At 66.4% G+C, this 23,447-nt stretch carries 24 protein-coding genes; 16 read left to right on the forward strand and 8 right to left on the reverse strand.

Annotated features, from left to right (window positions below; all coding sequences use genetic code 11):
* Window positions 1–213 precede the first annotated feature (213 nt).
* The 9 genes from AC1ECK_RS30250 (at window position 214) to AC1ECK_RS30290 (ending at window position 10,092) form a co-directional block, all read left to right on the forward strand.
* Window positions 214–1,455, forward strand: coding sequence for a fimbrial protein (locus AC1ECK_RS30250; protein WP_480325847.1), 1,242 nt, complete (start codon window positions 214–216; stop codon window positions 1,453–1,455).
* A gap of 3 nt (window positions 1,456–1,458) precedes the next feature.
* Window positions 1,459–2,805: a TadA family conjugal transfer-associated ATPase gene (locus AC1ECK_RS30255; RefSeq protein ID WP_480325849.1), complete on the forward strand. Its 1,347-nt coding sequence runs from the start codon at window positions 1,459–1,461 to the stop codon at window positions 2,803–2,805.
* A complete protein-coding gene (locus AC1ECK_RS30260; RefSeq protein WP_480325851.1) occupies window positions 2,798–3,817 on the forward strand; it encodes a type II secretion system F family protein in 1,020 nt (339 codons plus the stop codon). The genes AC1ECK_RS30255 and AC1ECK_RS30260 overlap by 8 nt, the downstream gene beginning before the upstream one ends.
* On the forward strand, window positions 3,817–4,833 hold the full coding sequence (locus AC1ECK_RS30265; protein ID WP_480325853.1) for a type II secretion system F family protein: 1,017 nt from the start codon (window positions 3,817–3,819) through the stop codon (window positions 4,831–4,833). Before AC1ECK_RS30260 ends, AC1ECK_RS30265 begins: the two co-directional genes overlap by 1 nt.
* 96 nt (window positions 4,834–4,929) lie before the next feature.
* On the forward strand, window positions 4,930–5,736 hold the full coding sequence (locus AC1ECK_RS30270; protein WP_480326039.1) for a pilus assembly protein: 807 nt from the start codon (window positions 4,930–4,932) through the stop codon (window positions 5,734–5,736).
* Window positions 5,737–5,759: 23 nt separating this feature from the next.
* Window positions 5,760–6,119 carry a DUF3613 domain-containing protein gene (locus AC1ECK_RS30275; protein WP_480325855.1) on the forward strand — a complete coding sequence of 120 codons (360 nt, stop codon included), beginning with the start codon at window positions 5,760–5,762 and terminating at the stop codon, window positions 6,117–6,119.
* A 31-nt stretch (window positions 6,120–6,150) separates the two neighbouring features.
* Window positions 6,151–7,923, forward strand: coding sequence for a TadG family pilus assembly protein (locus AC1ECK_RS30280; RefSeq protein ID WP_480325857.1), 1,773 nt, complete (start codon window positions 6,151–6,153; stop codon window positions 7,921–7,923).
* A 10-nt stretch (window positions 7,924–7,933) separates the two neighbouring features.
* Window positions 7,934–9,325: a sigma 54-interacting transcriptional regulator gene (locus AC1ECK_RS30285; protein WP_480325859.1), complete on the forward strand. Its 1,392-nt coding sequence runs from the start codon at window positions 7,934–7,936 to the stop codon at window positions 9,323–9,325.
* A 47-nt stretch (window positions 9,326–9,372) separates the two neighbouring features.
* Window positions 9,373–10,092 carry a DUF2968 domain-containing protein gene (locus AC1ECK_RS30290; RefSeq protein WP_480325861.1) on the forward strand — a complete coding sequence of 240 codons (720 nt, stop codon included), beginning with the start codon at window positions 9,373–9,375 and terminating at the stop codon, window positions 10,090–10,092.
* 170 nt (window positions 10,093–10,262) lie between these two features.
* On the opposite strand, the gene AC1ECK_RS30295 is transcribed toward AC1ECK_RS30290, so the two are convergent.
* Both AC1ECK_RS30295 and AC1ECK_RS30300 read right to left on the reverse strand, forming a co-directional pair.
* The gene (locus tag AC1ECK_RS30295) at window positions 10,263–11,477 is read right to left on the reverse strand and encodes a low temperature requirement protein A (protein ID WP_480325863.1); all 1,215 of its coding nucleotides are present in this window, start codon (window positions 11,475–11,477) and stop codon (window positions 10,263–10,265) included.
* A gap of 148 nt (window positions 11,478–11,625) precedes the next feature.
* The gene (locus AC1ECK_RS30300; protein ID WP_480325865.1) at window positions 11,626–11,799 is read right to left on the reverse strand and encodes a hypothetical protein; all 174 of its coding nucleotides are present in this window, start codon (window positions 11,797–11,799) and stop codon (window positions 11,626–11,628) included.
* A 223-nt stretch (window positions 11,800–12,022) separates the two neighbouring features.
* Between AC1ECK_RS30300 and AC1ECK_RS30305 the strand changes: the two genes are divergently transcribed.
* A complete protein-coding gene (locus tag AC1ECK_RS30305) occupies window positions 12,023–12,250 on the forward strand; it encodes a hypothetical protein (protein ID WP_480325867.1) in 228 nt (75 codons plus the stop codon).
* 16 nt (window positions 12,251–12,266) lie between these two features.
* On the opposite strand, the gene hfq is transcribed toward AC1ECK_RS30305, so the two are convergent.
* Both hfq and AC1ECK_RS30315 read right to left on the reverse strand, forming a co-directional pair.
* Window positions 12,267–12,731: an RNA chaperone Hfq gene (gene hfq / locus AC1ECK_RS30310; RefSeq protein WP_480325869.1), complete on the reverse strand. Its 465-nt coding sequence runs from the start codon at window positions 12,729–12,731 to the stop codon at window positions 12,267–12,269.
* A 267-nt stretch (window positions 12,732–12,998) separates the two neighbouring features.
* Window positions 12,999–13,178, reverse strand: a complete 180-nt coding sequence (locus AC1ECK_RS30315) for a hypothetical protein (RefSeq protein WP_480325871.1) — start codon at window positions 13,176–13,178, stop codon at window positions 12,999–13,001.
* Here AC1ECK_RS30315 and AC1ECK_RS30320 point away from each other — a divergent pair, their 5' ends adjacent.
* The 6 genes from AC1ECK_RS30320 to AC1ECK_RS30345 all read left to right on the forward strand — a co-directional run bounded on the left by AC1ECK_RS30320 (window position 13,179) and on the right by AC1ECK_RS30345 (window position 17,664).
* Complete coding sequence (locus AC1ECK_RS30320; protein ID WP_480325873.1) at window positions 13,179–13,340, forward strand: hypothetical protein; 162 nt, start codon at window positions 13,179–13,181, stop codon at window positions 13,338–13,340.
* Window positions 13,341–13,364: 24 nt separating this feature from the next.
* Window positions 13,365–13,883: a sigma-70 family RNA polymerase sigma factor gene (locus tag AC1ECK_RS30325; RefSeq protein ID WP_480325875.1), complete on the forward strand. Its 519-nt coding sequence runs from the start codon at window positions 13,365–13,367 to the stop codon at window positions 13,881–13,883.
* Entirely contained in the window at window positions 13,883–14,695 is an 813-nt protein-coding gene (locus AC1ECK_RS30330) for an anti-sigma factor family protein (RefSeq protein ID WP_480325877.1), read from the forward strand. The genes AC1ECK_RS30325 and AC1ECK_RS30330 overlap by 1 nt, the downstream gene beginning before the upstream one ends.
* A 296-nt stretch (window positions 14,696–14,991) precedes the next feature.
* Complete coding sequence (locus AC1ECK_RS30335; RefSeq protein WP_480325879.1) at window positions 14,992–15,468, forward strand: hypothetical protein; 477 nt, start codon at window positions 14,992–14,994, stop codon at window positions 15,466–15,468.
* Window positions 15,469–15,566: 98 nt separating this feature from the next.
* A complete protein-coding gene (locus AC1ECK_RS30340) occupies window positions 15,567–17,144 on the forward strand; it encodes an FAD-binding oxidoreductase (protein WP_480325880.1) in 1,578 nt (525 codons plus the stop codon).
* A 91-nt stretch (window positions 17,145–17,235) separates the two neighbouring features.
* Window positions 17,236–17,664 (forward strand): hypothetical protein, encoded by a 429-nt coding sequence (locus AC1ECK_RS30345; RefSeq protein WP_480325882.1) that lies wholly within the window; start codon window positions 17,236–17,238, stop codon window positions 17,662–17,664.
* A 77-nt stretch (window positions 17,665–17,741) separates the two neighbouring features.
* Here the strand turns inward: AC1ECK_RS30345 and AC1ECK_RS30350 are convergent, their stop codons facing one another.
* From AC1ECK_RS30350 to AC1ECK_RS30365, 4 genes are all read right to left on the reverse strand, one after another.
* Window positions 17,742–19,511 (reverse strand): AMP-binding protein, encoded by a 1,770-nt coding sequence (locus AC1ECK_RS30350; RefSeq protein WP_480325884.1) that lies wholly within the window; start codon window positions 19,509–19,511, stop codon window positions 17,742–17,744.
* Between the two features lie 101 nt (window positions 19,512–19,612).
* On the reverse strand, window positions 19,613–20,914 hold the full coding sequence (locus AC1ECK_RS30355; protein WP_480325886.1) for an acetyl-CoA C-acetyltransferase: 1,302 nt from the start codon (window positions 20,912–20,914) through the stop codon (window positions 19,613–19,615).
* A 107-nt stretch (window positions 20,915–21,021) separates the two neighbouring features.
* Window positions 21,022–21,957 (reverse strand): MaoC/PaaZ C-terminal domain-containing protein, encoded by a 936-nt coding sequence (locus AC1ECK_RS30360; RefSeq protein WP_480325888.1) that lies wholly within the window; start codon window positions 21,955–21,957, stop codon window positions 21,022–21,024.
* Between the two features lie 2 nt (window positions 21,958–21,959).
* Window positions 21,960–23,441 carry a 3-oxoacyl-ACP reductase gene (locus tag AC1ECK_RS30365; RefSeq protein ID WP_480325890.1) on the reverse strand — a complete coding sequence of 494 codons (1,482 nt, stop codon included), beginning with the start codon at window positions 23,439–23,441 and terminating at the stop codon, window positions 21,960–21,962.
* Between the last annotated feature and the right edge of the window lie 6 nt (window positions 23,442–23,447).

Genomic DNA, 23,447 nt, shown 5'->3' on the forward strand with positions numbered 1-23,447 from the left:
CCCCCCCCCCCCCCCCCCCCCCCCCCCCCCCCCCCTCCCCCCCTCCCCCCCCCCCCCCCCCCCCCCCCCCCCCCCCCCCCCCCCCCCCCCCCCCCCCCCCCCCCCCCCCGCACCGGAAAGGCGGGCAGGACGGCGCATGGGCGCCGGTTACCCGCAGCAGTGCGTAGTACGAAGCGGCGGCTCCGCAGTTTCGACCGCAAAGGGATGTCCAATATGAACGCGAGAACGCATTCATTGACTGAACGGGTGATCACTGACTACTTCGTGTTCGCGACGCTGGCTGACGAGCACGTTCAATGGTTGACCGATACGCTGGTGGCAGCGGGCGCGGTCGAACAGGTCACGCTCGATCCGTCGATGCTGACTCAGCGCATCGCGGCGCTCAACCCGTCGCTGGTGTTCGTCGATTTTTCCGGCGGCCGTGCCGCTGCAGCGAGCGCCGCCACGAGTGCGGCACGGGCTGCTTTTCCGGGGCTGCAGATCGTCGCGGTGGGCTCGATCGGCGAGCCGGAGAGTGCGCTCGCGGCGCTGCGGGTGGGCGTGCGCGATTTCATCGACCTGTCGGCGCCGGCGGAAGATGCGCTGCGCATCACGTGCCAGGTGATCGACAACCTGGTCGAACCGGTCAGCCGGCATGGCCACGTGACGGCACTGCTCGGCGCGCGGGTCGGCATGGGCGTGAGCACGCTGGCCGCCAATCTGTCGGCCATGCTGCACCGGCGCGACGCGGCGCAGGGACGGCAGACCGCGCTGTTCGATCTCGGCCTGCCCGCAGGCGACGGCTCCTTGCTGCTCAATACGCGCAGCGAATTCAATTTCGTCGAAGCCGTGCGCAATCTGCGCCGCTTCGACCAGACCTTCGTCCATACCGCGCTGTCGCATCATCCGAGCGGTCTCGCGCTGACCTCGCTGCCGCCGAATCTGGCCGATATGCGCGAGGTGTCCTATTCGAGCTCGATCAGCCTTCTGAACCGGCTGCGCGCGTTTTTCGACCAGCAGATCATCGATCTGGGCGGCTTTACCAACAGCGAGTTCATCGCGCACGTGGTGCAGGCCGCGGACGAAGCGTGGCTGCTCTGCGATCAGGGCGTGGCGTCGATCGTCTCGGCGGTCGGCGTGCTCGATGCGTTGCGTGAAGAGGGCGTCGACGTCAGTCAGGTGCGCTTGCTCGTCAACAAGTTCGATCCGGATCTGGGCCTCACGGCGGGGCAGATCGCCCAGCGCCTCGATATCCCCTTGCTCGGCACGCTGCCGGAGCGGCGCGTGCCGCTCGGACAGGCGGTCAATCAGGGGCAACTGCTGATCGACATGGCCGCCCGCGACCCGTATGTGCGCGCGCTCGAACCGCTCGTCGAGCGGCTGGGCGGAGCGGCGACGGCGGCGGCGCAGACGCGCCGCAAGTCCGCGCTCGGTGCGCTCAAGCGCTTCATTCCAACCTCCAACAAGCGGTCATAGACGATGGCTAAAGACATCGAATTTGCCGACGACTCGCCTTCGTTCGCGCATAGCCAGCAGTTCCAGGACATCAAGAACGCGGCGCACGAACATCTGCTCACGCGTATCGAGGAACTCGGCGCTGAGTTTGGCCGCTGGTCGCGCAATGCGATCAACCAGTTCGTCGACCTGGAAATGGACAGCTTCGTGCGGCTGCGGCGGATTCCGATCAACGAGAGCGAGGTGCGGCTGATCGCCGAGGCGCTGACCAAGGAACTGGCGGGCTTCGGTCCGATCGAGGACCTGCTCAACGATGCGGCGGTCGAAGACATCCTGATCAACGGCTACAACGACGTCTACGTATCGCGCCACGGCATCCTGACGAAGATTCCCGTGCGCTTTGCCGACAACGCGCACCTGCTGCGGATCGTGCGGCGCATTCTGGCGCCGATCGGCCGGCGCCTCGATGAATCGAATCCGATGGTCGACGCGCGGCTGCCGAACGGCGGGCGCGTGAACGTCGTGATCGAGCCGCTCTCGATCGATGGGCCGATCGTCTCGATCCGCAAATTCCGCAAAGACCCGTTGCGTCCCGACGACCTGCTCGGCAACGGCACCTACAACGCGGAAATCGGCGCGCTGCTCGAAGCGGCGGTGGCCGCGCGCTGCAACGTGCTGGTTTCGGGCGGGACGAGCTCGGGCAAAACCTCGCTGCTGAACGCGCTCGCGTTTCACATTCCCGAGGCCGAGCGGGTGGTGACCATCGAAGACACGGCCGAACTGTCGTTGAACCACCCGCATGTGGTGCGGCTCGAAAGCCGGCCGGGCGGCTTCGACGGCGCCGGCGTGGTGACGATTCGCGACCTGCTGCGCAATACCTTGCGGATGCGTCCGGACCGCATCATCGTCGGCGAAGTGCGCGGCGGCGAGGTGCTCGAAATGCTGCAGGCCATGAACACCGGCCACGACGGTTCGATGGGCACGGTGCACGCCAGCTCGCCGCGCGAGTGTCTGTACCGGCTGGAAATGCTGGCCGGTTTCGCGGGCTTTCAGGGCACCGAGTCGAGCCTGCGGCGGCAGATCGCCAATGCGATCGACTTCATCGTGCAGATCGGCCGGCTGTCCAACGGGCGTCGAAGGATTCTTTCGATCACCGAAGTAACGGGCCTGTCCGACAACATCATCGCGACCCAGGAGCTGTATCGCTATGAGCCGCTGATGGCGCAGGACGGCGAAGAGCTCGACCAGTGGGTCTCGCTCGGCATCCATCCGCATTCGCCGAAGCTCGCGCGCTTCAGGCAGGCGCTCGGCGGCGGCGCGCCGGAACAGCATGGACGGTTCAGCGGTTTTGGCGGGGGCTTCAATGTCTAGTGGCACCTTGCTCATCGCGGCGCTTGCGCTTCTATGCGCAGCCGGCGCGCTGCTGTTATGGCGGCGCGGCGCGCTACGCGAGGAGCAGGCGAGTACGGAGCGCTTTATCGACAGCCGCATGGCGCCGGCGGTACCGGGTGCGGTCGGCGCCGCTGGCGGCGCCCGCGCCGTGCCGTTGCGGCCGCAAGGGCTCGCGCATGCCGGAGTGGCCCCGCATGCTCCCGAAGCAGGCGCCGATGCGCGCGTGCGATGGGCTTACCTGAAGGCGCGGGTGGGCTTCCTGATCGGCAATACGATGAGCCGGGCCGGCATTTCGAATGCACGCACGCCGATGGTGATCGTAGCGGTGGTCTCGGTATGGTTGTGCCTTTGGGCGGCCCGCGAGGGCGGCTGGCCCGGCGCTGCCGTCACCTTGCTGGCCTGCCTGTGTTTTGTTGCGTTCATCGTATCGATGCGAACCCAGAAGCGCCGCCTCGAGATCGTGCGGCAATTGCCGTCGTTTCTGGACGGCATCGTGCGTCTGATCACCTTGGGCAACAGCGTGCCGGCGGCGTTCCAGGGCGCGCTGCAGACCACCGAAGGGCCGCTGCGCGAGTGCCTCGATTACGTCTCGCGGATGCTGCGCACCGGCGTCGAGATCGACCGCGCGCTATCGCAGGCAGCGGTGCTGTATGGCGCCCGCGAACTCGAACTGGTCGGCGCCGTGTTGCGCCTCTCCGTGAAGTACGGCGGTCGTGCGGACGTGATGCTCGACCGCATGGCCTCGTTCATGCGCGATCTCGAACAGGCCGAGCGCGAACTGTCCGCGATGTCCGCGGAGACCCGCCTGTCGGCCTGGATTCTCGCGTTGATGCCGGTCGGCATCGGCGGCTTTCTGATGCTGACCAATCCACGCTATTTCGGTGCGATGTGGTTCGATCCGGGTGGACGCCAACTGGTGTATCTCGCGTTTGGGCTGCAAATCGTCGGCGCCTTTTTACTTTACCGCTTGACGCGGCTGAGGAGCACCTGATGCGTGCCGATCTCGTTGCCGCACTTGCCTTGGTGCTTGCCGCTTTGGCGCTGCTATTGCTGGCAGCACTGGTGCTGGCAAAACTGGCGGCGTCGCGGCGCAGCGAGCGAACCCTGGCGCATGCGCTCGATGAACACGCCCAGCAGAGTGCAGCGCTCGCCGCCGCAAGTGCTGCGGCCCGACGTAGCGATGCCGTTGCGAATGCGGCGGAGAAGACCCCGAAGGTTGCTCGCGCCACCGGACTGAAAGCGCTGGTGGAGCGTTTTGCCCACACCGGCATTCGCTGGCTCGATACGCCGCTTGGCCGGCAACTGGTCGCGCTCGAAGACCGGCGCATGCTCGAGCAATGTGGCTTCGTCGACACGCGGGCGCGTGGACTGTTCCTGATTGCGCGCATCGGCTGCGCGGCCTGCCTGCCGTTGCTGGGCGGCACGCTCGCAGGCGGCCGCCTGGCGGGCCAGCAGTATTTCGCTCTGCTGATCTGCGCGCTGATCGCCGGCTTCATGCTGCCGAAAATATTCATTCAACGCCGCGCCGCCGCGCGCCGGCGCGGCGTGATCGACGAACTGCCGATGCTGGTCGACCTGCTGCGTTTGCTGCAAGGCGTCGGCTTGTCGATCGATCAAAGTCTGCAGGTGATGGTGGGCGATTTCCGCGGCGTGCTGCCGGTTCTGTCGAGCGAACTGGAAATCGCCCAGCGCCAGTTTGCGACGGGCCGCACCCGTGAACAGTCGCTGCAGCGGCTCGCCACGAGCTACGGCAACGAAGACTTGCGCGCGATCGTGCGCCTGCTGGTGCAGGTGGACCGCCACGGCGGCGCGGTGCAGGAACCGTTGAAGCAGTTCGGCGAGCGCCTGCGGGAAACCCGCCGCGCCATGCTGCGCGAGCGGATCGGCCGCCTCGCGGTGAAGATGACGGGCGTGATGATCATGACGCTGCTGCCGGCGCTGCTGATTGTGACGGCAGGGCCGGGCGTGCTGTCCGTCACGCACTCGCTCCACATGGTCAAACGGTAGGTAATGCGAATGATTGACGACGTGACCTCAAATCTCTTGGCGCGGCGCCTGTGCGCCGCGGGGCGAACGGCAGCGGCTGGGCGGCGGGCGCCGTTCATGCGCTTCAGCCGGCGCGCGGCCGCGCTGCTGGCGCTCGCGCTGCTCGGCGCTTGCGCCTCGAAGCTGTCGGGCTACGGCGTCGGACCGCAGGCCGAACGTGAGGCCGAGATCCAGCAGGCGACGCGCGATCCCGCGCCGGATACGCCGGCCATGTATCTCGACCTGATCGGACGGATGCAGGCGCAGGGCTTGTACTACGCATCGCTCGCGCACATCGACGCATTCGAAAAGCAATACGGCGCCCAGCCCGACACGATCCTGATGCGGGCGGACGCGCTGCGCATGACCGATCAGCCGGTAGCGGCGGCGGACGCCTACACGAAGTTGCTGCAGACGCCGCTTGCGGCGCGCGGCTACCGCGGGCTCGGCCTGCTTGCCGGCGCGGCGGGCGACTTTGGCCGGGCCGCCGGGCAACTGCAGGAAGCGGCCCGGCTCGCGCCGACCGATCCGCTGACCTTGTCGGATCTGGGCTATGCGAGGCTGCGCGAAGGTGACGTCGACGGCGCGCGGGTGCCGCTCATGAAAGCCGCGCAGCTCGATCAGGGCAATCAGAAGATCGTCAGCAACGTCGCGCTGTATCTGCTGGCCGATGGCGACGGAAAGCACGCGGCGGCGTTGATGGATCAGCAGAAGTTCAGCCCGGAAGTGCGCGCGGCGATTCGTCGCGACGCGGTGAAGGTAGCCGCGGCCGGGCGGGCGCAGAAACGCGCGGCGCAGCCACAACAGGATGCGCGGGCCGCGCCGGTCGCAAGTGCGCAGGGTCTCGAACCGGCGCCGAGATTGCTGCAGCGGTTCTCACAATAACAGGCGGTAGCAAGGGGGCGAACATGACGAAACAACGAATCAATCGAGGAAGCCGGCGCTTTGCCGGCCGCGCGTTTGCAGCGGCGCTGGTAGCGCTTGCGGCAGTGATGGCCGGCGGCATGGGCGTGGCTCGTGCGCAGACCGCAGCCGCGCAGCAGCCGGTGCCGAACAGCGAGATCGACCACGCCACGAACCAGTGGCGCGCGCTTCAGCGCGACAATACGGCCGCCGCACCCGCGCGGCCGATGCTCGGCGCAGAAGCGAACCTCGCGTACCAGCGTTATCTGGAGTCGTTCAACTCGAAGATTCCCGATTTCTACGGCTCGTCGATTGGTCAGTCGACCAGTGGCGGCTCACAGGGCGGCCTCGCGCCACAGAACTGATATGTCGGTCTGCGAACCATCTCGTTCTGCGATGCTGCGCCTTGCGCGCCTGCGCCGTCGCTCGGGCCGCGCAGGCTGCGCGCCGTTGCGCCGGCAGCGCGGCGTGACCATGGTGATGGCCGCGCTTTGCCTCGGGATCGCGGTGGCGGCGCTGGGGGCGATCGATATCGGCAATCTGTATTTCGCTCGCCGGGAGATGCAGCGTACCGCCGATCTGGCGGCGTCGGCGGGGGCGCAAACCATCAGCAACGGCGGCGGATGCGCGTCGGCGACGACCTCGGCACAGAACAATGCGTCGAGCGGCAACGGCCTGTCGAACAGCGCCACCGTGACGGTGGTGTGCGGGCGCTGGGATCCGTCGGCCAACGCCGGCCAATCCTACTTTTCGACTAGCGGGGCGCCGTTGAATGCGGTGCAGGTTACGGTCAGCGAGACGGTGCCTTATTTTTTCATGGGACCGGCGCGCGTGGTCCAAGCCGTCGGCACGGCGGAAGCCACCAATATTCGCTCGTTCTCGCTGACTACGTCGTTAGCGACCCTGTCGGGGGGACTCGTCAACGGTTTATTGAACGGCCTGTTCGGCAGCAGCCTGAATCTGAGCGTGCTGTCTTATCAGGGGCTGGCGACTACCCAGATCAAGCTCGGCGATCTGGCAGCCGCGATCGGCGTCGGTTCGGTGAGCCAGTTGCTGTCCACCAATATTTCGGTCAAAAACCTCGTTTCAGCGATGATCACCGCCGCGGGCCAGAGTACGACGCTGGGCGTCACCGCCGTTACCGATCTGGGCACGATTGAAGCGGCGATTCCGCCCGGCCTGAATGTCGCGCTCGGCTACAGCTCGACCGGTAACGGTTTGCTGGCGGTGGCGCTCGACGATCCGCAAGCGGCTGCCAGTGCCACCGTCAACCTGCTCGATGTGCTGCTGGTGGCCGCTGAGATCGCCCAGGGGCAGAGCGCCTTCAATCTCGGCGCAGCGCTCAATCTGAGCCCGCTGGCGAGCGTGACGGCGCAGGCGAAGATCATCCAGCCGCCGGTGATCGCGGTGGGTGAAGCAGGGCAGTACCCGAACGGCACGTGGCGCACGAGTGCGCATTCGGCGCAGGTGCAGGTCTATCTGAACGTGAGCCTCGTCAATCAGAGTCTGGGTTTGTCTTACCTGGGGCTTCCCGACCTCGTCAGCATCAGCCTGCTGAATTTGCCGATCTATATCGAGGCGGGCGATGGGACGGCCTATTTGCAGAGCACCCAGTGCACGACGCAAAAGGCCACCAGTCAGAGCACGATTGTCGCGACCACCGGCATCGCGGCGCTGTGCGTCGGCGCCGATGCGTCCAATAACTTTACGAACACGACCACGGCGACCACGTGCAACCAGCCGGCGCAAGTGACGAATGTGAGTGCGCTGGGGTATTCGCTGATCAACGTGTCGGTCGGCACCTCGTCGCCTTCGGGTCTGAATCTCAGCCTGCAGGCGGCCCCGACTACGATGGTGTTCAACGGCGTGCCCAATAGCAGCACCGCCTATCAGTCCACCAACACCAATGCTGTCGGTGCGGCAACCGCGGGCTTGCTGACTCAACTGGCGAGCGCCATGTCCACCTCGATCCATGCGAGCGTCGCCGGGGCCGATGTCAGCGGTCTGGTGGCGCCGTTGCTCAGTGGGGTGGTCGCGCTGTTAAGCCCCATCCTGACTTCCCTCGATGCGCTCCTCGTGCCCTTGTTGCAACTGCTGGGTGTCCAGATCGGCGTGAGCACGGTCCACGACCTCGGACTCGCCTGCGGTCAGGCCCAACTGGTTTACTGATTCTTCGCCAATGAGAACCACCGCCAAAATCGACGAACTCGATATCTACGTCTGGGAAGGCAAGGCCGACATCGTCGACCGGGTCGCGCGCTGCATGGCGAGCTTCGACGTCGAGGTGATCCGCGCCGACGATATCGCCATCTCCCCCGAGCGCACCGCGCTGCGGCCGTCGCTCGCCATCATCAGCGTCTCGGTGATCGACAGCGGCGCGTTGATCCTGCGCGACTGGCAAGCCGCCCACGGCATGCCGGTCGTGTGGGTCGGCGCCGCGCCGCGCGACCACGATCCGGCCATGTATCCGGCCGAGTATTCGCATATCCTGCCGCTCGACTTCACCTGCGCCGAGTTGCGCGGCATGGTCACCAAGCTGGTCCTGCAGTTGCGCGCTCACACGGCGCAGACGCTCGAGTCGAGCGCGCTGGTCGCCAACTCGGAATGCATGCAGGCGCTGCTGCACGAAGTCGACACCTTCGCCGACTGCGACACGAGCGTGCTGGTGCATGGCGAGACCGGCGTCGGCAAGGAGCGCATCGCCCAACTGCTGCACGAGAAGCACCGTCGCTATGGGCAAGGGCCGTTCGTGCCGGTGAACTGCGGCGCGATTCCCGACGGCCTGTTCGAGTCGCTCTTCTTCGGACACTCCAAGGGCTCGTTTACCGGCGCGGTGGTGGCCCACAAAGGCTACTTCGAGCAAGCCGACGGCGGCACGCTGTTCCTCGACGAAATCGGCGACCTGCCGCTCTACCAGCAGGTCAAACTGCTGCGTGTGCTGGAGGACAGCGCGGTCACGCGGATCGGCTCGGCCACGCCCGTCAAGCTCGACTTCCGGCTGGTCGCGGCGACCAACAAGCACCTGCCGCAACTCGTCAAGGACGGTACGTTCCGCGCCGATCTTTACTACCGGCTTGCAGTGATCGAGCTGAAAATCCCTTCGCTCGAAGAGCGCGGCGCGGTCGACAAGATCGCCATCTTCAAGGCCTTCATCGCCTCGGTGGTCGGCCCGGAACGTCTTGCCGCCTTGCCTGACATCCCATACTGGCTGGCCGACGCCGTGGCGGATACCTATTTCCCCGGCAACGTGCGCGAGCTGCGCAACCTCGCCGAGCGGATCGGCGTGACCGTGCGCCAGATCGGCGCGTGGGACGCGGCCCGTCTGCATCGCCTGCTGGCGCTTGCTCGCAGCAATCAGCCGGTGCCCGCCGAGAGCGCCGCGGAAGTCCTGGTGGACCGCAGCAAATGGGACATGGCGGAGCGCAGCCGGGTGCTCGCCGCCCTTGACGCAAACGGTTGGCGCCGCCAGGATACGGCGGGTACGTTGGGCATCAGCCGCAAGGTGTTATGGGAGAAAATGCGTAAGTATCAAATTTTCGACGAAGAGCCCGAAACCCGCGAAAGTGAGTAATAATGAGACAGACGTACTAAAACAAATACTGTTCAAGCAGGATTTACATGGACCACAAGTCGAAACTTCGACAGATTGCCTTGGGCGTTCTGATCGTGCTGGGGACCGTGCAGGGCGTTGAGGCGCAGACTCTGCCGGATAACGGGGCAAGCACCGCCGTCGTCTCGCAACCCGCTGCGACGACTGCCTTACCCTCGACGACGCAGGGCCAGCCGGGACAGGCTACGGCACTGACGCCCGACGAGGCGAAGCAATCCGCGGCCGGGAACGTCGCGGAACTGCAACAGATGATCCGGGGGTCGGATCTGACGGAACTGCGTACCACGTACAACGGCAGCTACGGGGCGAGCATGCTGTTCTACGCTAAGGAAATGACGTACTACGTCGCGCTGTTCCAGCAGAAGACTTTCTGGCGGGTCATCAAGACCGGGGACGAGACGCGCGCCGAGATGATCTACAAGGACTTTGTCCGCCAGACGCTGCAGTTGTCGGACATCGAGATTCGTCGTACCCGGCTCGAGGCGCAAAAAGCCTTCACGGAACGGATGATCGCCTTGTCGCAGGACCGCGCCAACCGTCTGCAGGCCGACCTCGACGTCGCGCATCAGCAACAGAGCATCGTCAACAGCCAGCAGGCGCAGACGCGCGCGGAAGCCACGGCGCTGGCGCAGCAGAAGACTGCCGCCCAGGCGCAGTTGCGTGAAGCGCAGCGTCAGGTGCAGGAACTGCAGCGCCAGTTGGATAGCGGCCTGCCGAACACGCACTAGGCGGCCGCCGGCGCACAGGAGCGGCGCCGCCCGGCAAGCACCCGACACGACCTCGCCCGGTTCGCCGCGCGGGGTTTTGTTGCTTCTGGCGGGGCATATGAGGCCCGCCGAGAGGGCTGCTTGCCCGCCTCGCCTCAAGGTGCGGGCGGTGTCCGCACAGGTGGTCGCCGTTATTCCGCGCCAAGCGGTTCTTCTTCGGCCTGGCCGGTCCGAGGCGAACCACGGCGCGAGACGCTTTCCCAGGTGGCCACCACGATCATCACAACGGTGGTGAGGCCGCCCGTCATCAACAGATCGGTATGGAACGCGAACGGCGCAACGAGCGCGAGCAGCGCCAGCCCGACCCAGTGCGAGAGCGGAAACCAGCCATACACGACCCGCTTGTACAAGCCGTTACCCGCGATGTAGATGGCCGGTCCGCCGAGCAGCAGCCACGCGGTCGGCCAGTCGATGCGTTGCGGCGGATGCAGGATCACGAGGTCGTCGGCGGCGGCCGAGACGATCACGCCGGCAATCAGGATCACGTGCACATAGTGGAAGTACGCCGCCATCAGGCCCGGTTCGGCCGAGCGTGCGATGGCGCGGCTGCCGGCGCTGCTGCTGGTGTCGAAATAGACCCACCACATCGCCACGCTGCCGGCAAAACACACCAGAAACGCGATGATGGAAGGCGCGCTCCATGCATTCAGATCCGAGAGCGTGCCGCCTGTCACCAGCACCGATTCGCCGAGGGCGAGAATCACAAACGCCTGACAGCGCTCGGCAATGTGCCCGCCCTCGGTGGTGCGCCAGTCGGCGCCGCTCGAGCGGCCGAGCACCGGCAACGGAAAGCCGAACATCGGCGAGATGTACTCGCACAGTACCGCCGCGCTCCAGCACGCGAGGCGCGGCAAGCCGTCGAGCACGCCGCCCGCGATCCACAAGACGCCCGAGATCGTCAGCCAGCCGCAGATACGCCTGAAGTTGGCGGTCAGCGCATGGTGGTGGCCCAGAAAAAACAGCACCACAAGACTGCGGCCGACCTGAATCGTCACGTAGCTGATCGCAAACACGAGGCCGCGCTCACCGTACGCAAGCGGCAGGCTGGCGGCCATCACCATGCCGGTCAGCATCACCGCGAACAGCAGCAGACGGACCTGGATCCTGTCCGGATCGAACCAGTTGGTGACCCAGCAGGTGTACTGCCAGCCGAGCCACACCGCAAACCAGAGCACCAGCGTCTCCAGCGCGCCGTACGCGCTCAGGTTATGAAACAGGCGGTGTGAAAGCTGCGTGACGGCGAATGCGTAGATCAGGTCGAAGAACAGTTCGACGTTGGTGACGCGGGCTTCTCGCCCGTCGCGTTCGCGCAGGAAACGCGCGGGGGTAGCGGTGTTGCTGGGCATGCTGTCGTTCCTTCTTGGCGGGAGCGGGCAGGGGCGGTGGGTTGCGAGGCAGACGCTTGCAGAGGCGCACGCCGGGCGGAACGGCGCGTACCGCTGCGCCGTTGACGCAGGTGGCGCTGGCGCCCGGCGTGCCGCTCAGACGTCGCCGCTAGCGGTGCTTCTTTTCTTTGTCGGAGGTATGCGGTTTCTGGGGATGATGAGGCCGTTCGTCCGGGGCCACGGCGATCGGGTCGCTGGCGGGGAAGGTTTCGTCGAGGGCCTCGTCGAGCCGGTCTTCGGCCGTTTCAACGGGGGACGGCGCGTTGTGCTTCGGCTTGGACATGTCGTGCTCCACATCGGGTATCGAGCAGTCAGGATAGCGCAATCCCGCGGCCACAGGCCACCTGGCCGTTTGGCCAGGTGTGTGCCTGGGTTCGCGCCGCGCGAAGCCACGTGGCGCCACAAAAATCCTTGAAATTACCGGGCGATGGCTCGTCTTGGGTGTGTCGCGGGAGACGGCCGGCACCGGCCGCATCCGGGCGGCGCACTGACGAGGTGGCGCAGCTATGGAATCGAAAGGGTCGCAGCGGGCGCAACGCTTCAATGCGTCACACGTCGTGGAGGCGGAACTGGAACATCTCGACTGGGCGACACGCCAACCGATGGTGCGCATGCTGAACGCCGGTTACTGGCGCCGCCGCGTGCTTGCGATCAAATGTGGGTATGAACTGACGCACCAGCAGGGGGTGCGCATCGAGCAGATCCTGCAGCGGCTAGGCGATCCGGTGGATTAGCCCGCCGCTGTCCGGCTTACTCGTTACCGCTGCTGCCGTTACCGTCGCCATTGCCGTTGCCGGTACCGAACAGGCGGCGCCGGCGCGTGACGACCACCGGGCCATCCGACGGCGCGCGCTCGGACGAGGGCGTACGTTCGGCCGACGGCGGGGCGCCATACGATTCGCGCGGTTCACGCGGCTCGCGGTGCTCACGCGGTTCGCGCGAGCCGTGCGGCCCACGCGTCGTATGTTCGCCGTGCGACGGGCGGCCGGTACGTGGTGCAGGACGCGTGCCGGTATCGAGCTGGATCGTCGAGATGGCGCGCTTGTAGATGCCTTGCAAGCCTACCGGCGTGCGCAGCATCACGAGGTACTGATCGAACGACTCGATGCACCCTGTCAGGCGAATGCCGTTGACAAGATAGATTTCGACGCGCTTTCGTTCTTTGCGCGCTGCGTTCATGAAGTCGTTTTGCGGATGCGATTCTGCGGATGCCATGGACAAGTCAAGTAAGAAGGACAGTTGCTCGCCGCGATTCTACCCTTTTCAGGACAAAGCGCGCGGCGTGAGCGATCTGCGTCCACTATAACGGCTTGCGCGTTGAGAAGCATCTGATAACTGGTCCCCGTAACGTTGAGTTACGAATCTGGCGGAAGTCTGGCGGGAGAAGGCTGGCCGGACGCCGCGCCACGGTCTGCGGAAGAAGCGCTGCGCGCCACCGGCGGATAGATGTAAGCTGACGGAATAAAAATGCGGCCCGCGTCGTTAACCTTGCATGGCGGCGTATTTCACGGCGCCTCGATGCGGCGTTGCCCGCGCCCGGGCGGCCGCGCGCCAGGCCCCGGACACGCCGGCCGTCGCGGCCAGCTTCACCTGCTGCGCGGCGATCCCACGATTCGGCGCACCGGCGATCCGGCCAGGCCTGGCGTCATCAGGAGACAACAAATGAAACTCCCCCGTCTGTTTTCGACCTCGTGCGTGCTTCTGGCGCTCGCGCTGGCGTCGCTCGGCGCGAGCGGCTGCAGCGTGCCCGGCGGCGCGGGTGCATCCGGCAGCGGTACCAGTAGCAGCGGCTCCAGTTCGAGCGGCGGCAGCGGCGGTTATTGACCGCCCGCGCGCGCCGTTCGCCGCGTGAATTTCGAAGCGGAAGTGATTTCGTGGCTCCCGCAGTTGCGCCGCTATGCGCGCGCGCTGACGGGCGATGCCGCATGGGCCGACGATCTGGTGCAGGACACCGCGGAGCGCGCGCTGGCGCGCTGGGCCGCATTCCGCCCGAACAGCAATCTGCGCGCGTGGCTGCTGACGATCCTGCGTCATCTCTACATCGATCAGTTGCGCGTGCGGCGCGAAATCGCCGTCGATGACGAAAGCGCGCCTTGGCACACGCTCGAGGCGCCGCACGGCGAAGTCGACGGACTGCTGCTGCGCGACTTGCAGCGCGCACTCTATTGTTTGCCGCTCGAGCAGCGGGAAGTGCTGCTGCTCGTGTGCGTCGAGGAGTTGACGTATCAGGAGGCATCGATCGCGCTCGGCGTGCCGCTCGGCACGATCATGTCGCGCCTGTCGCGCGCCCGTGAGCAGATGCGCGTGCTGCTGACCGAAGGCCCGACGCGCCAGCCCGCACCGTTGAAAGTAGTGAGAAATCCGTGATGAGCTACCACGACCACGATCCCGTCATGCGTGACTCGCTCGATCCGTCCGACTTGCGCGCCTTGTCGGCGTTCATCGACGACGAATTGCCGGATGGGACGCGCGCCGCCGTGCTCGAACATCTCGAGCGCGATCCACAGGCGGCGGCCCGGGTCGCCGCCTGGCGCGCGCAGAAAGCGGCCTTGCAGGCGCTATGCGGCACGCCTGCGCGGAGCGGGGCCAACGGGGCGTCCTTTATCGTGCTGCGCACGCCGCCGCCCTGGTGGCGTCGTGCCGGTCTCGCTGCCTGCTGGCTGGCCGCCGGCGCCGGCCTCGCGCTCGCACTCGGGCCGCTCGCGTCGCGGCTGTCGGGCGCCGGCGGCAACGACCCGATGAGCTTCGCCAGAAGTGCCGACGTCGCCTATGCCGTCTATACGCCCGAGCGGCGCCATCCGGTCGAAGTCGCGGCGAGCGAAGAAGAACATCTGATCAATTGGTTGTCGAAGCGGCTCAACCGACCGCTCTCCGTGCCGTCTCTGCAGGAGTACGGTTATTCGCTGGTGGGCGGCCGGCTGTTGCCGGGCGAAGCGGGGCCGGCGGCGCAGTTCATGTACGAGAACCCGTCCGGCGCGCGGCTCACGCTGTACGTAACGGGCATTCCGCGCGACGAGACCGCGTTTCGCCTGTTTCGCGACGGTAACCGGCGCACCTTCTACTGGGTCAGCGATCGCATGGGGTATGCGCTATCCGGGCCGATTTCGGAGAGCAAGCTGCGTTCGATCGCGCTCGACGTGTGCAGCGCGCTGGGCGGCAAACCGCAGTTGTGGGAATAGAGGGGGTGACGGTTGCGCCTGATTTGTATCTGGCTTTTACCCGCCTGGCGCCTGTCTGGCGCTTCTTCGCGCCTCGCCCGGCACGCGCTGAAACATGATGTAACGCAGAGCCGCCACGCTGGTATCCCGCCCTCGGAATAGCGCCACGCCGCGCTTCGTTTACTCAATGCAGGTTCACGTTTTTGCCGCTTCGCGCAGGCGGTCGCGTGGGCGGATGCGAGGCAAAGCGACGAGGTCTTCACGGCGCCGGCCGCGGGTGCGGCTGCTACACCGGAGCGTCGGGGCAGGGCAAGATCATGCGTAATATCGAAGCAGGCTGTGCGGCGCTATCTCTGTGTCTGGCGTGCGCAGCGCCGGTGGCGGCGCAGTCCACGGTGGACGGCGCAACCTATGCAGCACCGCCGTGCCAGACGATCGTGGGTCAGGCCGAGATCGACGGCACGATGCAGCAGATCACAGGGCTCGCGTGCCAGCAGCCGGACGGTAGCTGGCAGATGGTGGAAGGCGGCGATACGGCGGTGGCGGTGTATCCGGCTCCCGTCTATCCGTACTACGATCCATGGTATTGGGGTGGGGTCGTGACGGTCGGAGTCGGTGGATCGTTTATTTTCATCGACCGGTTTCATCACCATCATCCGATGGGCCAGGTTCGTTTCGGCCACCCAGGGTTCGGCGTGGGAGCCCGTCCGGGCGGCTGGCACGGCGGCGGCACTTGGCACGGCACGGGCGGCATGCATGGCGGCTGGGGCGGCGGGAATACGATGCACCGCTAGGGCCAGCGCGAGCCCGCTATTAGCGTGAACAGGCCCTGGCCAGCCTGCTGCGATTGGCCGGCGGCCCGCGCCGGCTGGACGTCACTGAAGGAGGCGCCTTGACACGCATCTTGCCGCCGAATCTTGCAGAAGCGCAGTTCGACCGGGCGCTCGCCGAGTGGCGCGCTGTGGTCGGTGAGCCGCATGTCGTGTCGTCCGCAGCGGAACTGGCGTCGTACCGCGATCCGTTCGCGCCCGGTCAGGCCGCGGCGTTTGCCGCGTCCGCCGCGCTGCGGCCGGATTCGGTCGAGCAGATTCGCGCGATCCTGCGCATCGCCAATCACTACCGCATTCCGCTGTGGACCGTCTCGACCGGCCGCAACTTCGCCTATGGCGGAGCCGCGCCGCGGCTCACAGGGTCCGTGGTCCTCGACCTGCAGCGCATGAATCGCATTATCGAGGTCAACGAAACCCTGGCATACGCACTCGTCGAGCCCGGCGTCACTTACTTCGACCTGTATGCCTATCTGCGCAGCAACGGCCATCGGCTCTGGGTCGACCCGCCGGCGGCCGGCTGGGGTAGCGTGATCGGCAACACGCTCGAGCGCGGCTTCGGCTACACGTCCTATGGCGACCACGCCGCGACCCAGTGCGGCATGGAAGTCATGCTCGCCAACGGCGAGGTCGTGCGCACAGGGATGGGCGCGATCGATATCGGTACTGCATGGCAGCTCTACCAGCCCGGTTACGGCCCGTCGTTCGATGCGATGTTCATGCAGTCCAACTACGGTGTGGTCACCAAGATGGGGGTGTGGCTGATGCCCGCGCCGCCGGCCTGTCTGCTTGGCGAAATCCAGTTTCGCCATGAACAGGACCTCGAAACGATTGTCGATATCCTGAGGCCGCTGAGGCTCGACGAAACGATCCGCAATCATGCGGTGATCGAAGGCGGGCTGCGTCGCGCCGCCGGCATTGCGCCGCGGGCGCAGTGGTACTCAGGCACGGGGCCGATGCCCGAACGCGCGCTTGCGGCGATGCTCGAGCAATTGCAGATCGGCCGCTGGAATCTGCATTTTGCGTTGTACGGCACGCCGGAGTTGATCGACGCGCGCTACGCGATCGTGCAGCGCGCGTTCTCGCAGGTGCCGCAGGCGAGGTTGCTGGCGAGCCGCTATAGCGGCGACGCGCAACCCTCCGCGGGCGGCGATCGCAACCTCACCGGGATTCCGGCGATGAGCGCATTCCGGATGCTCGACTGGCTCGGCGGCGCGGGCGCTCACGTGGATTTCTCGCCGCTGTGTCCTGCGACCGGGCGCGATGCGATGCGCCAGTACACGATGGTGAAGGCCCGTGCGGCCGAATACGGTTTCGATTACTACGGCGGCTTCACGGCGGGCGTGCGTCATCTCCACCATATTTTTGCGGCGATCTTCATTCGCGACGACCCCGCGCAAGCCGATCGGGCCGGCGATCTCGTGCGCGCGCTGATGAGCGATGCGCGGGCGGCCGGTTATGGCGAATATCGTGCGCATCTTGCCTATATGGACTTTGCGGCCGCGCAGTACAGTTTCAACGACGGCGCCTTGCTGCGGCTGTCGGAGACGATCAAGGACGCACTCGATCCAGCCGGCATTCTTTCGCCTGGCAAACAGGGCGTGTGGCCGGCGGCATGGCGTCACTGGCGGGGTTATACCTGATGCGCCGGGTTAAAGCGCGGGGGCGAGGCGGCAGTGCGATGACTGGCTTGAGCGTAGTGGATGTTCGACTGAATCGGGCAGGAGCCGGACAATGGACAGACGCAGTTTCGTGATGACCGGTGCATGGCTTTCGGCGGCAGGCGGCGTCTGGCCGAGGCTCGCGCATGCCGCCTGCACGCACTATACGCTGGCCGTGGTGGATGCAAGTTTTGGGGCAGGCCGCGCGTTGTCCGGCTTCGCGGCGCGCCGCGCGATACCGGTCTTCGAAACCGGCGACGACATCGGCACGCTCTGGTACGCGACGCTGGCGCCGAGACTTGCCGCGGCGCCGGGGCTCGTGATCGGCGTCACGCGCGCTTCCGATTACTTCGTGCTCGGCGAACTGGCGCTGCACTCGGCCTCGGCGCGCATGGTCGAGCACCGGCGCGCGTGGCGCACAGAACAGGGCACGCCGGTTGCATTTCTGATCGGACCTGCCGCGCTGGTCGACGCGCCGGGTCCGGCTATCCACGTCCGTTAGAACTGCTACGCCGGTAATGGCGGGCGAACTCACGTGCCTGGCGGGGCGCGTCCACGCCAGACCCGGCGCGCGTACGCTCAGGCACGCGTTTGCCTGGCGAGTTCCTCGTCGCGCAGCGCCCGTCGCAAGATCTTGCCGACATTGGTCTGCGGCAGCTCGCTGCGGAACTCCACCACCTTCGGCACCTTGTAGCCGGTCAGGTTCTTGCGGCAATATTCGATGACCTGCTCGGCCGTCAGCGCCGGATTGCGCGAGACGACGAACACCTTGACGCGCTCGCCCTGCGCGGGATCGGGAATGCCGATGGCCGCCACTTCGCGCACATCGGGGTGCATGGCGATCACGTCTTCGATCTCGTTCGGATAGACGTTGAAGCCCGAGACGAGAATCATGTCTTTCTTGCGATCGATCAGACGTATGAAGCCGCGCGAATCCATCACGCCGATATCGCCGGTCGCGAGCCAGCCGTCCTCGTCGAACACCTTGGCGGTTTCGTCGGGGCGGTTCCAGTAGCCCTTCATCACCTGCGGACCCTTGACGCACAATTCGCCCGCTTCGCCGATGTTGGCCCAACTGCCGTCATCCTTCCTGAAGCGCACCTGGGTGGAGGGCGCGGGCAGGCCGATCGAGCCTTCGCAATCGCGCAGGTTCTTCAGGTCCACCGGATTCATCGAGACGATCGGCGAGCATTCGGTCAGCCCATAGCCCTCGATGATCGGCCGGCCGGTGACCGCCTTGAAGCGTTCGGCGACGGCCTTTTGGGTGGCCATGCCGCCCGCCATCGCGAGTTTCAGATTCGAGAAGTCGCGCTTCCTGAACTCCTCGTTTTCGAGGAACGCGTTGTAGAGCGTGTTGACCGCGGTGATGCCGGTGAACTTCTCGTGACGGATGATCATCATCACGCGCTTCATGTCGCGTGGATTGGCGATCAGGATGTTGCGCCCGCCGAGTCCCATGAAGATCAGCGCGTTCACGGTCAGCGAATAGATGTGATAGAGCGGCAGCGGCGTGAGCACGGTTTCGATGTCGCCGCTCAACTGTCCCTGCGACCAGACCTTCGCCTGCAGCAGGTTGGCGATGATGTTCCGGTGCGTGAGCATCGCACCCTTGGCGACGCCGGTGGTGCCACCCGTGTATTGCAGGAAGGCGATGTCGCCATGCGTGAGGCGCACCGGCGTGAGCGGCCGCGTATAGCCGATGGCAAGTGCCTGGAGCAGGCGCACGGCTTGCGGCAGGTTGTATTTCGGCACCATCTTTTTCACGTGCCGCAACATAAAGTTCAGCAGCCGTCCCTTCAGGTTCAGCCCGTCGGCGAGCAGGTCGCCGAGGCCGGTGACGACCACGTTCTGCACGCGGGTGCCCGGCAACGCTTCCTCGACCGTCTTCGCGAAGTTCTCGAACACGATGATGGTCTGCGCGCCGCTGTCCTTCAACTGGTGTGCGAGTTCGCGCACCGTATACAGCGGGTTCACGTTGACCACCACGGCGCCGGCTTTCAGGATTCCGAACAGCGCGACCGGATACTGAAAGGTGTTGGGCAGCATGATCGCGACGCGCTCACCCGGCTTCACGCCGATGCCCTGCAGCCACGCCGCGAAGGCCGTGGCCTTGCGCGCCAGTTCGCCATAGGTGAGGCTGGCGCCGACGCTCACATAGGCGACGCGCTCGCGAAACTGCGTGGTGCATTCGTCGAAAAACTGCACGATCGACTCGTACTGGTGCACGTCGATCTCGTGCGGCACATCCGCGGGATAGGAGGCGTACCAGATACCGTCGGTGTCCGGCGCGGGCGGCGTCGCCTGGGTTGCGACGGCTGGCGTCGGCGGCGATTGGGTGGGCTGGTTCATGGCATGTCTCCTGAAGCGCAACGCTTCGTTTGTATCTGTTGTGTGTTGATGTGCGGCGATGCTATTGGCGTTGTGCGACAGCAAAGCGACGGGCCTGACGGCTAACGTTCGAGAATCGCCGCGACTCCCTGGCCGCCCGCCGCGCAGATCGAAATCAGGCCGCGTGCCGTGCCGGCCGGTTTGTCGAGCTGCGCGAGCATTTTCGCGAGCCCCGCGACGATCCGCCCGCCGGTTGCGGCAAACGGATGGCCGGTCGCAAGCGAACCGCCGTTGACGTTCAGTTTCGCACGATCGATGGCGCCGAGCGGTCCGGACAAACCCAGTTGTGTGCGGCAATACTCGTCGTCCTGCCATGCCGTGAGCGTACACAGCACCTGGGCGGCAAACGCCTCGTGAATTTCATAGAGATCGAAGTCCTGCAGGCTCAATCCGGCGCGCGCCAGCATGCGCGGCACGGCGTAGGCGGGCGCCATCAGCAGGCCTTCCTTCTTGTCGAAATAGTCGACTGCGGCGGTCTCCGACCAGCTCAGGTACGCGAGCACCGGCAGGCCACGCGCGGCCGCCCAGGCATCGCTCGCGAGCAGCACGGCCGAGGCGCCGTCGGTGAGCGGCGTCGAGTTGCCGGCGGTGAGCGTGCCGGCGTCGCGGTCGAACACCGGCTTCAGGCCCGCGAGCTTCTCCAGCGTCAGGTCCGCGCGCAGATTGTTGTCGCGGGCGAGCCCCTTGTAGGGCGTCATCAGGTCGTTGAGGAAGCCACGGGTGTAAGCGTCGGCGAGCTTGCGATGACTGTCGTAGGCCAGTACGTCCTGAGCCTCGCGCGAAATCGCCCAGCGCTTGGCCATCAGTTCGCAGTGTTCGCCCATCGAGAGGCCTGTGCGCGGCTCGCCGTTGCGCGGCAACAGCGGTTTGAAAAACATGCCGGGCCGCAGCCTGGTCAGCGCGCCGACCCGTTGGGCCGTGCTCTTGCCGCGATTCGCTTCGAGCAGGATCTGGCGCATCCGCTCGTTGACGGCGATCGGCGCGTCCGAAGTGGTATCGACGCCGCCGGCGATACCGGCCTCGATCTGGCCGAGCGCGATCTTGTTGGCGACCAGAATGGCGGCTTCGAGACCGGTGCCGCAGGCCTGCTGCACGTCGTAGGCGGGCGTCTCCCTGGCGAGCGTGGTCGAGAGCAGCGACTCGCGCGTCAGGTTGAAGTCGCGCGAATGCTTGATGACGGCACCGGCCGCCACTTCGCCGAGGCGCTCGCCGTGCAGGTTGAAGCGGTCGATCAACCCCTGCAGCGTGAAGGTCAGCATGTCCTGATTCGAGGCGCTCGCGTAGGCCGTATTCGAACGCGCAAACGGAATCCGGTTGCCGCCGACGATGGCGACGCGCCGTACAGCGGCAGGCGGGTGGGACATGCGTGACTCCTTTCAGGGTGAGGCAAATTGAGCGGTGGCGGCGTTGCGGTTCGCGCTCCGCTGCTCCGTGATGGGAGGCGCACGATACCTCATGACGGGGCGCCCGTTCATAGCGTGGTCCATTGAAAACGGCCGCGCAAATGCGGTTTGTCTCCGCCCGCGTCGCGCACTTCCAGTTCGCGCGTCGTGGTCGCTGCTACCGCAGCGGCTGCCGTCGCCGGCAGGGTGGTCCACAGCGAGGCGTCGCCCGGCAGCAGCATGGGCAGCTTGAATTCGGCGCTGACGAGCGCTTCGGCAAGCGGCTTGGGCGGTTGCAGTGCGGCCGCGCTGCGCGCGAGCGTCCACATGCCGTGCGCGATCGCGCGCGGAAAACCGAACGCCCTCGCCGACAGCATCGTCAGGTGGATCGGGTTGTAGTCGCCGGAGGCCAGCGCATAATCGCGCCCGAGTTGCGCGGGGAGCTGCCAGCGCGCGACGCGCTGCAGCGCTGCGCGTTCGATCTCGAGCGCGGCGAGCGCATCGCCTGTGGCCGCCACGCCGCGTTTCAGATAAACGCTGTCGCCGTCCCAAACGGCTTCGCCGCGACGATAGAGGCGCGTGTGCAGCACGAAGGCCTGCCCCTTGTCGTGCCGCAGCAGGGCGCCAAACTCGACTTCGACGCGCAGTATCTCGTTGTACGCGAGCGGCCGTCTGAGGCGCACGTGATTGGCCAGATGCACGAGACCGAGCGCGGGCCAGGGGAAGACCGGATCGGTCAGCATCAGCAGATGCAGCGGAAAGGCGAGCAGATGCGGAAAGGTCAGCGGCACACCGTGCTCGGGGATAAAGCCGCACACACGCGCATAGCGTTCGATCGCCGCCGGTTCGAGCGGCGCGGCGGGGCGCACCAGCCGCAACGCGGGCAACTGCGCAGGGCGGCCGCGCTTGAGCACGCCGGACAAGGCGCGCGCGTACAGTTTGGCCGGCGCCGGCAACTGTTCGAGCACCACCGTTTTCGGACGTGCCGCGCCGTAGGCATGACCGATGCCGGAGGGCTCTCGCATGCTCATGCTCCGATCAGGCTTTGACCGCAGACCCGCACCACCTGGCCGGTGACGCCCGCGGAACCGGGATGGGCGAGCCACGCGATGGTCTGGGCGACGTCCGCCGGTTGGCCGCCCTGGCTCATCGCGTTCATGCGGCGGCCGGCTTCGCGGATCGCCAGCGGGATTTTCGCGGTCATCTGGGTTTCGATGAAGCCCGGTGCGACCGCATTGATCGTGATGCGCCGTTCGCCAAGCGGCGCAGCCATGCTCTGCACCCGTCCGATCACACCGGCTTTCGAGGTCGCGTAGTTGGTCTGGCCAAGGTTGCCGGCAATGCCGCTGATCGACGACACGCAGACGATGCGGCCGCCGTCGCGCAGCGTGCCGGCTGCGAGCAGCGCGTCGTCGAGACGTTCCTGGGCCGACAGATTGATGTCGATCACGCTATGCCAGGCGGCCTCGGTCATTCGGGCGATGGTCTTGTCTTTGGTGATGCCGGCGTTGTGCACGACGATGTCGACGCCGAGTTCGTCGAGCGCGGCGGCGATCTGCGCGGGCGTTTCGGCCGCGGCGATATCGAAGGCGAGGGCGGTGCCGCCGAGCGGGCGGAGGGTCGCGTCGAGCGCGTCTTTGGCGGACGGGATATCGATGCCGATCACATGCGCGCCGTCGGCGGCGAGCGCGCTCGCGATCGCCGCGCCGATGCCGCGCGCCGCACCGGTCACGAGCGCGCGCTTGCCGGCGAGCGGCTGGGTCCAGTCGAAGGCGGCAGCGGTTTCAGGTGCGGCGGCAGTTGCAGCGCCGCCGGCGACGGCATCGACCGCTTCAGCCGTGTTCACGCCCGTAGCGGTGTCCACAGAGGCGGCGATGCGCACCACCTGACCCGACACATAGGCCGAGCGCGGCGACAGAAAAAAGCGCAACGTCGCTTCGGCGTCGTGCTCGGCGCCTTGCGCAATGTAGACGAGGTTCGCCGCGATGCCGCGCCGCGCTTCCTTGCCGAGCGAGCGCGTGAGGCCTTCGAGCGCGCGCTGCGCGGTCCATTGCCGCGAACTTGCGCAGGCTTCGGGCGGCCGCCCCAGCACGACGATCCGGCCGCATTTGCCGAGCGAGCGCAGCGTCTCGTGGAAGAAGGCAAACAGCGTATCGAGCTGGGTGCTGTCGCCGATCCCGCTGGCATCGAAGATCAGCGCGGCGAGCCGTCCGTGGGGCCCCGCTTCGGCAGGCTCGAAGCGGCCGGTCATCAGGCCGTGGCGGGCGGCCAGCGGCACCCACAACCCGGCGCTTTCATGCGCGACGCTGATGAAGCCGGTGCGCGCGATCACGCCGGCGAGGCTCTCGAGCAGATGCGGTTCGCGTCCTGCGCCGACGGCGACGAGCCCGTCGAACTCCGGCTGATCCGCGCGATAGCGCCGCAATACCTCGGGCTTCGGCAGGCCGATCGAACGCGCAAGGCGCGCACCGAAAGGCGAGTTGACGAAGTTCAGGTAGGTGTCGTTCATCTTCTG

The sequence above is a fragment of the Paraburkholderia sp. SSBN10T genome (assembly GCF_056619545.1).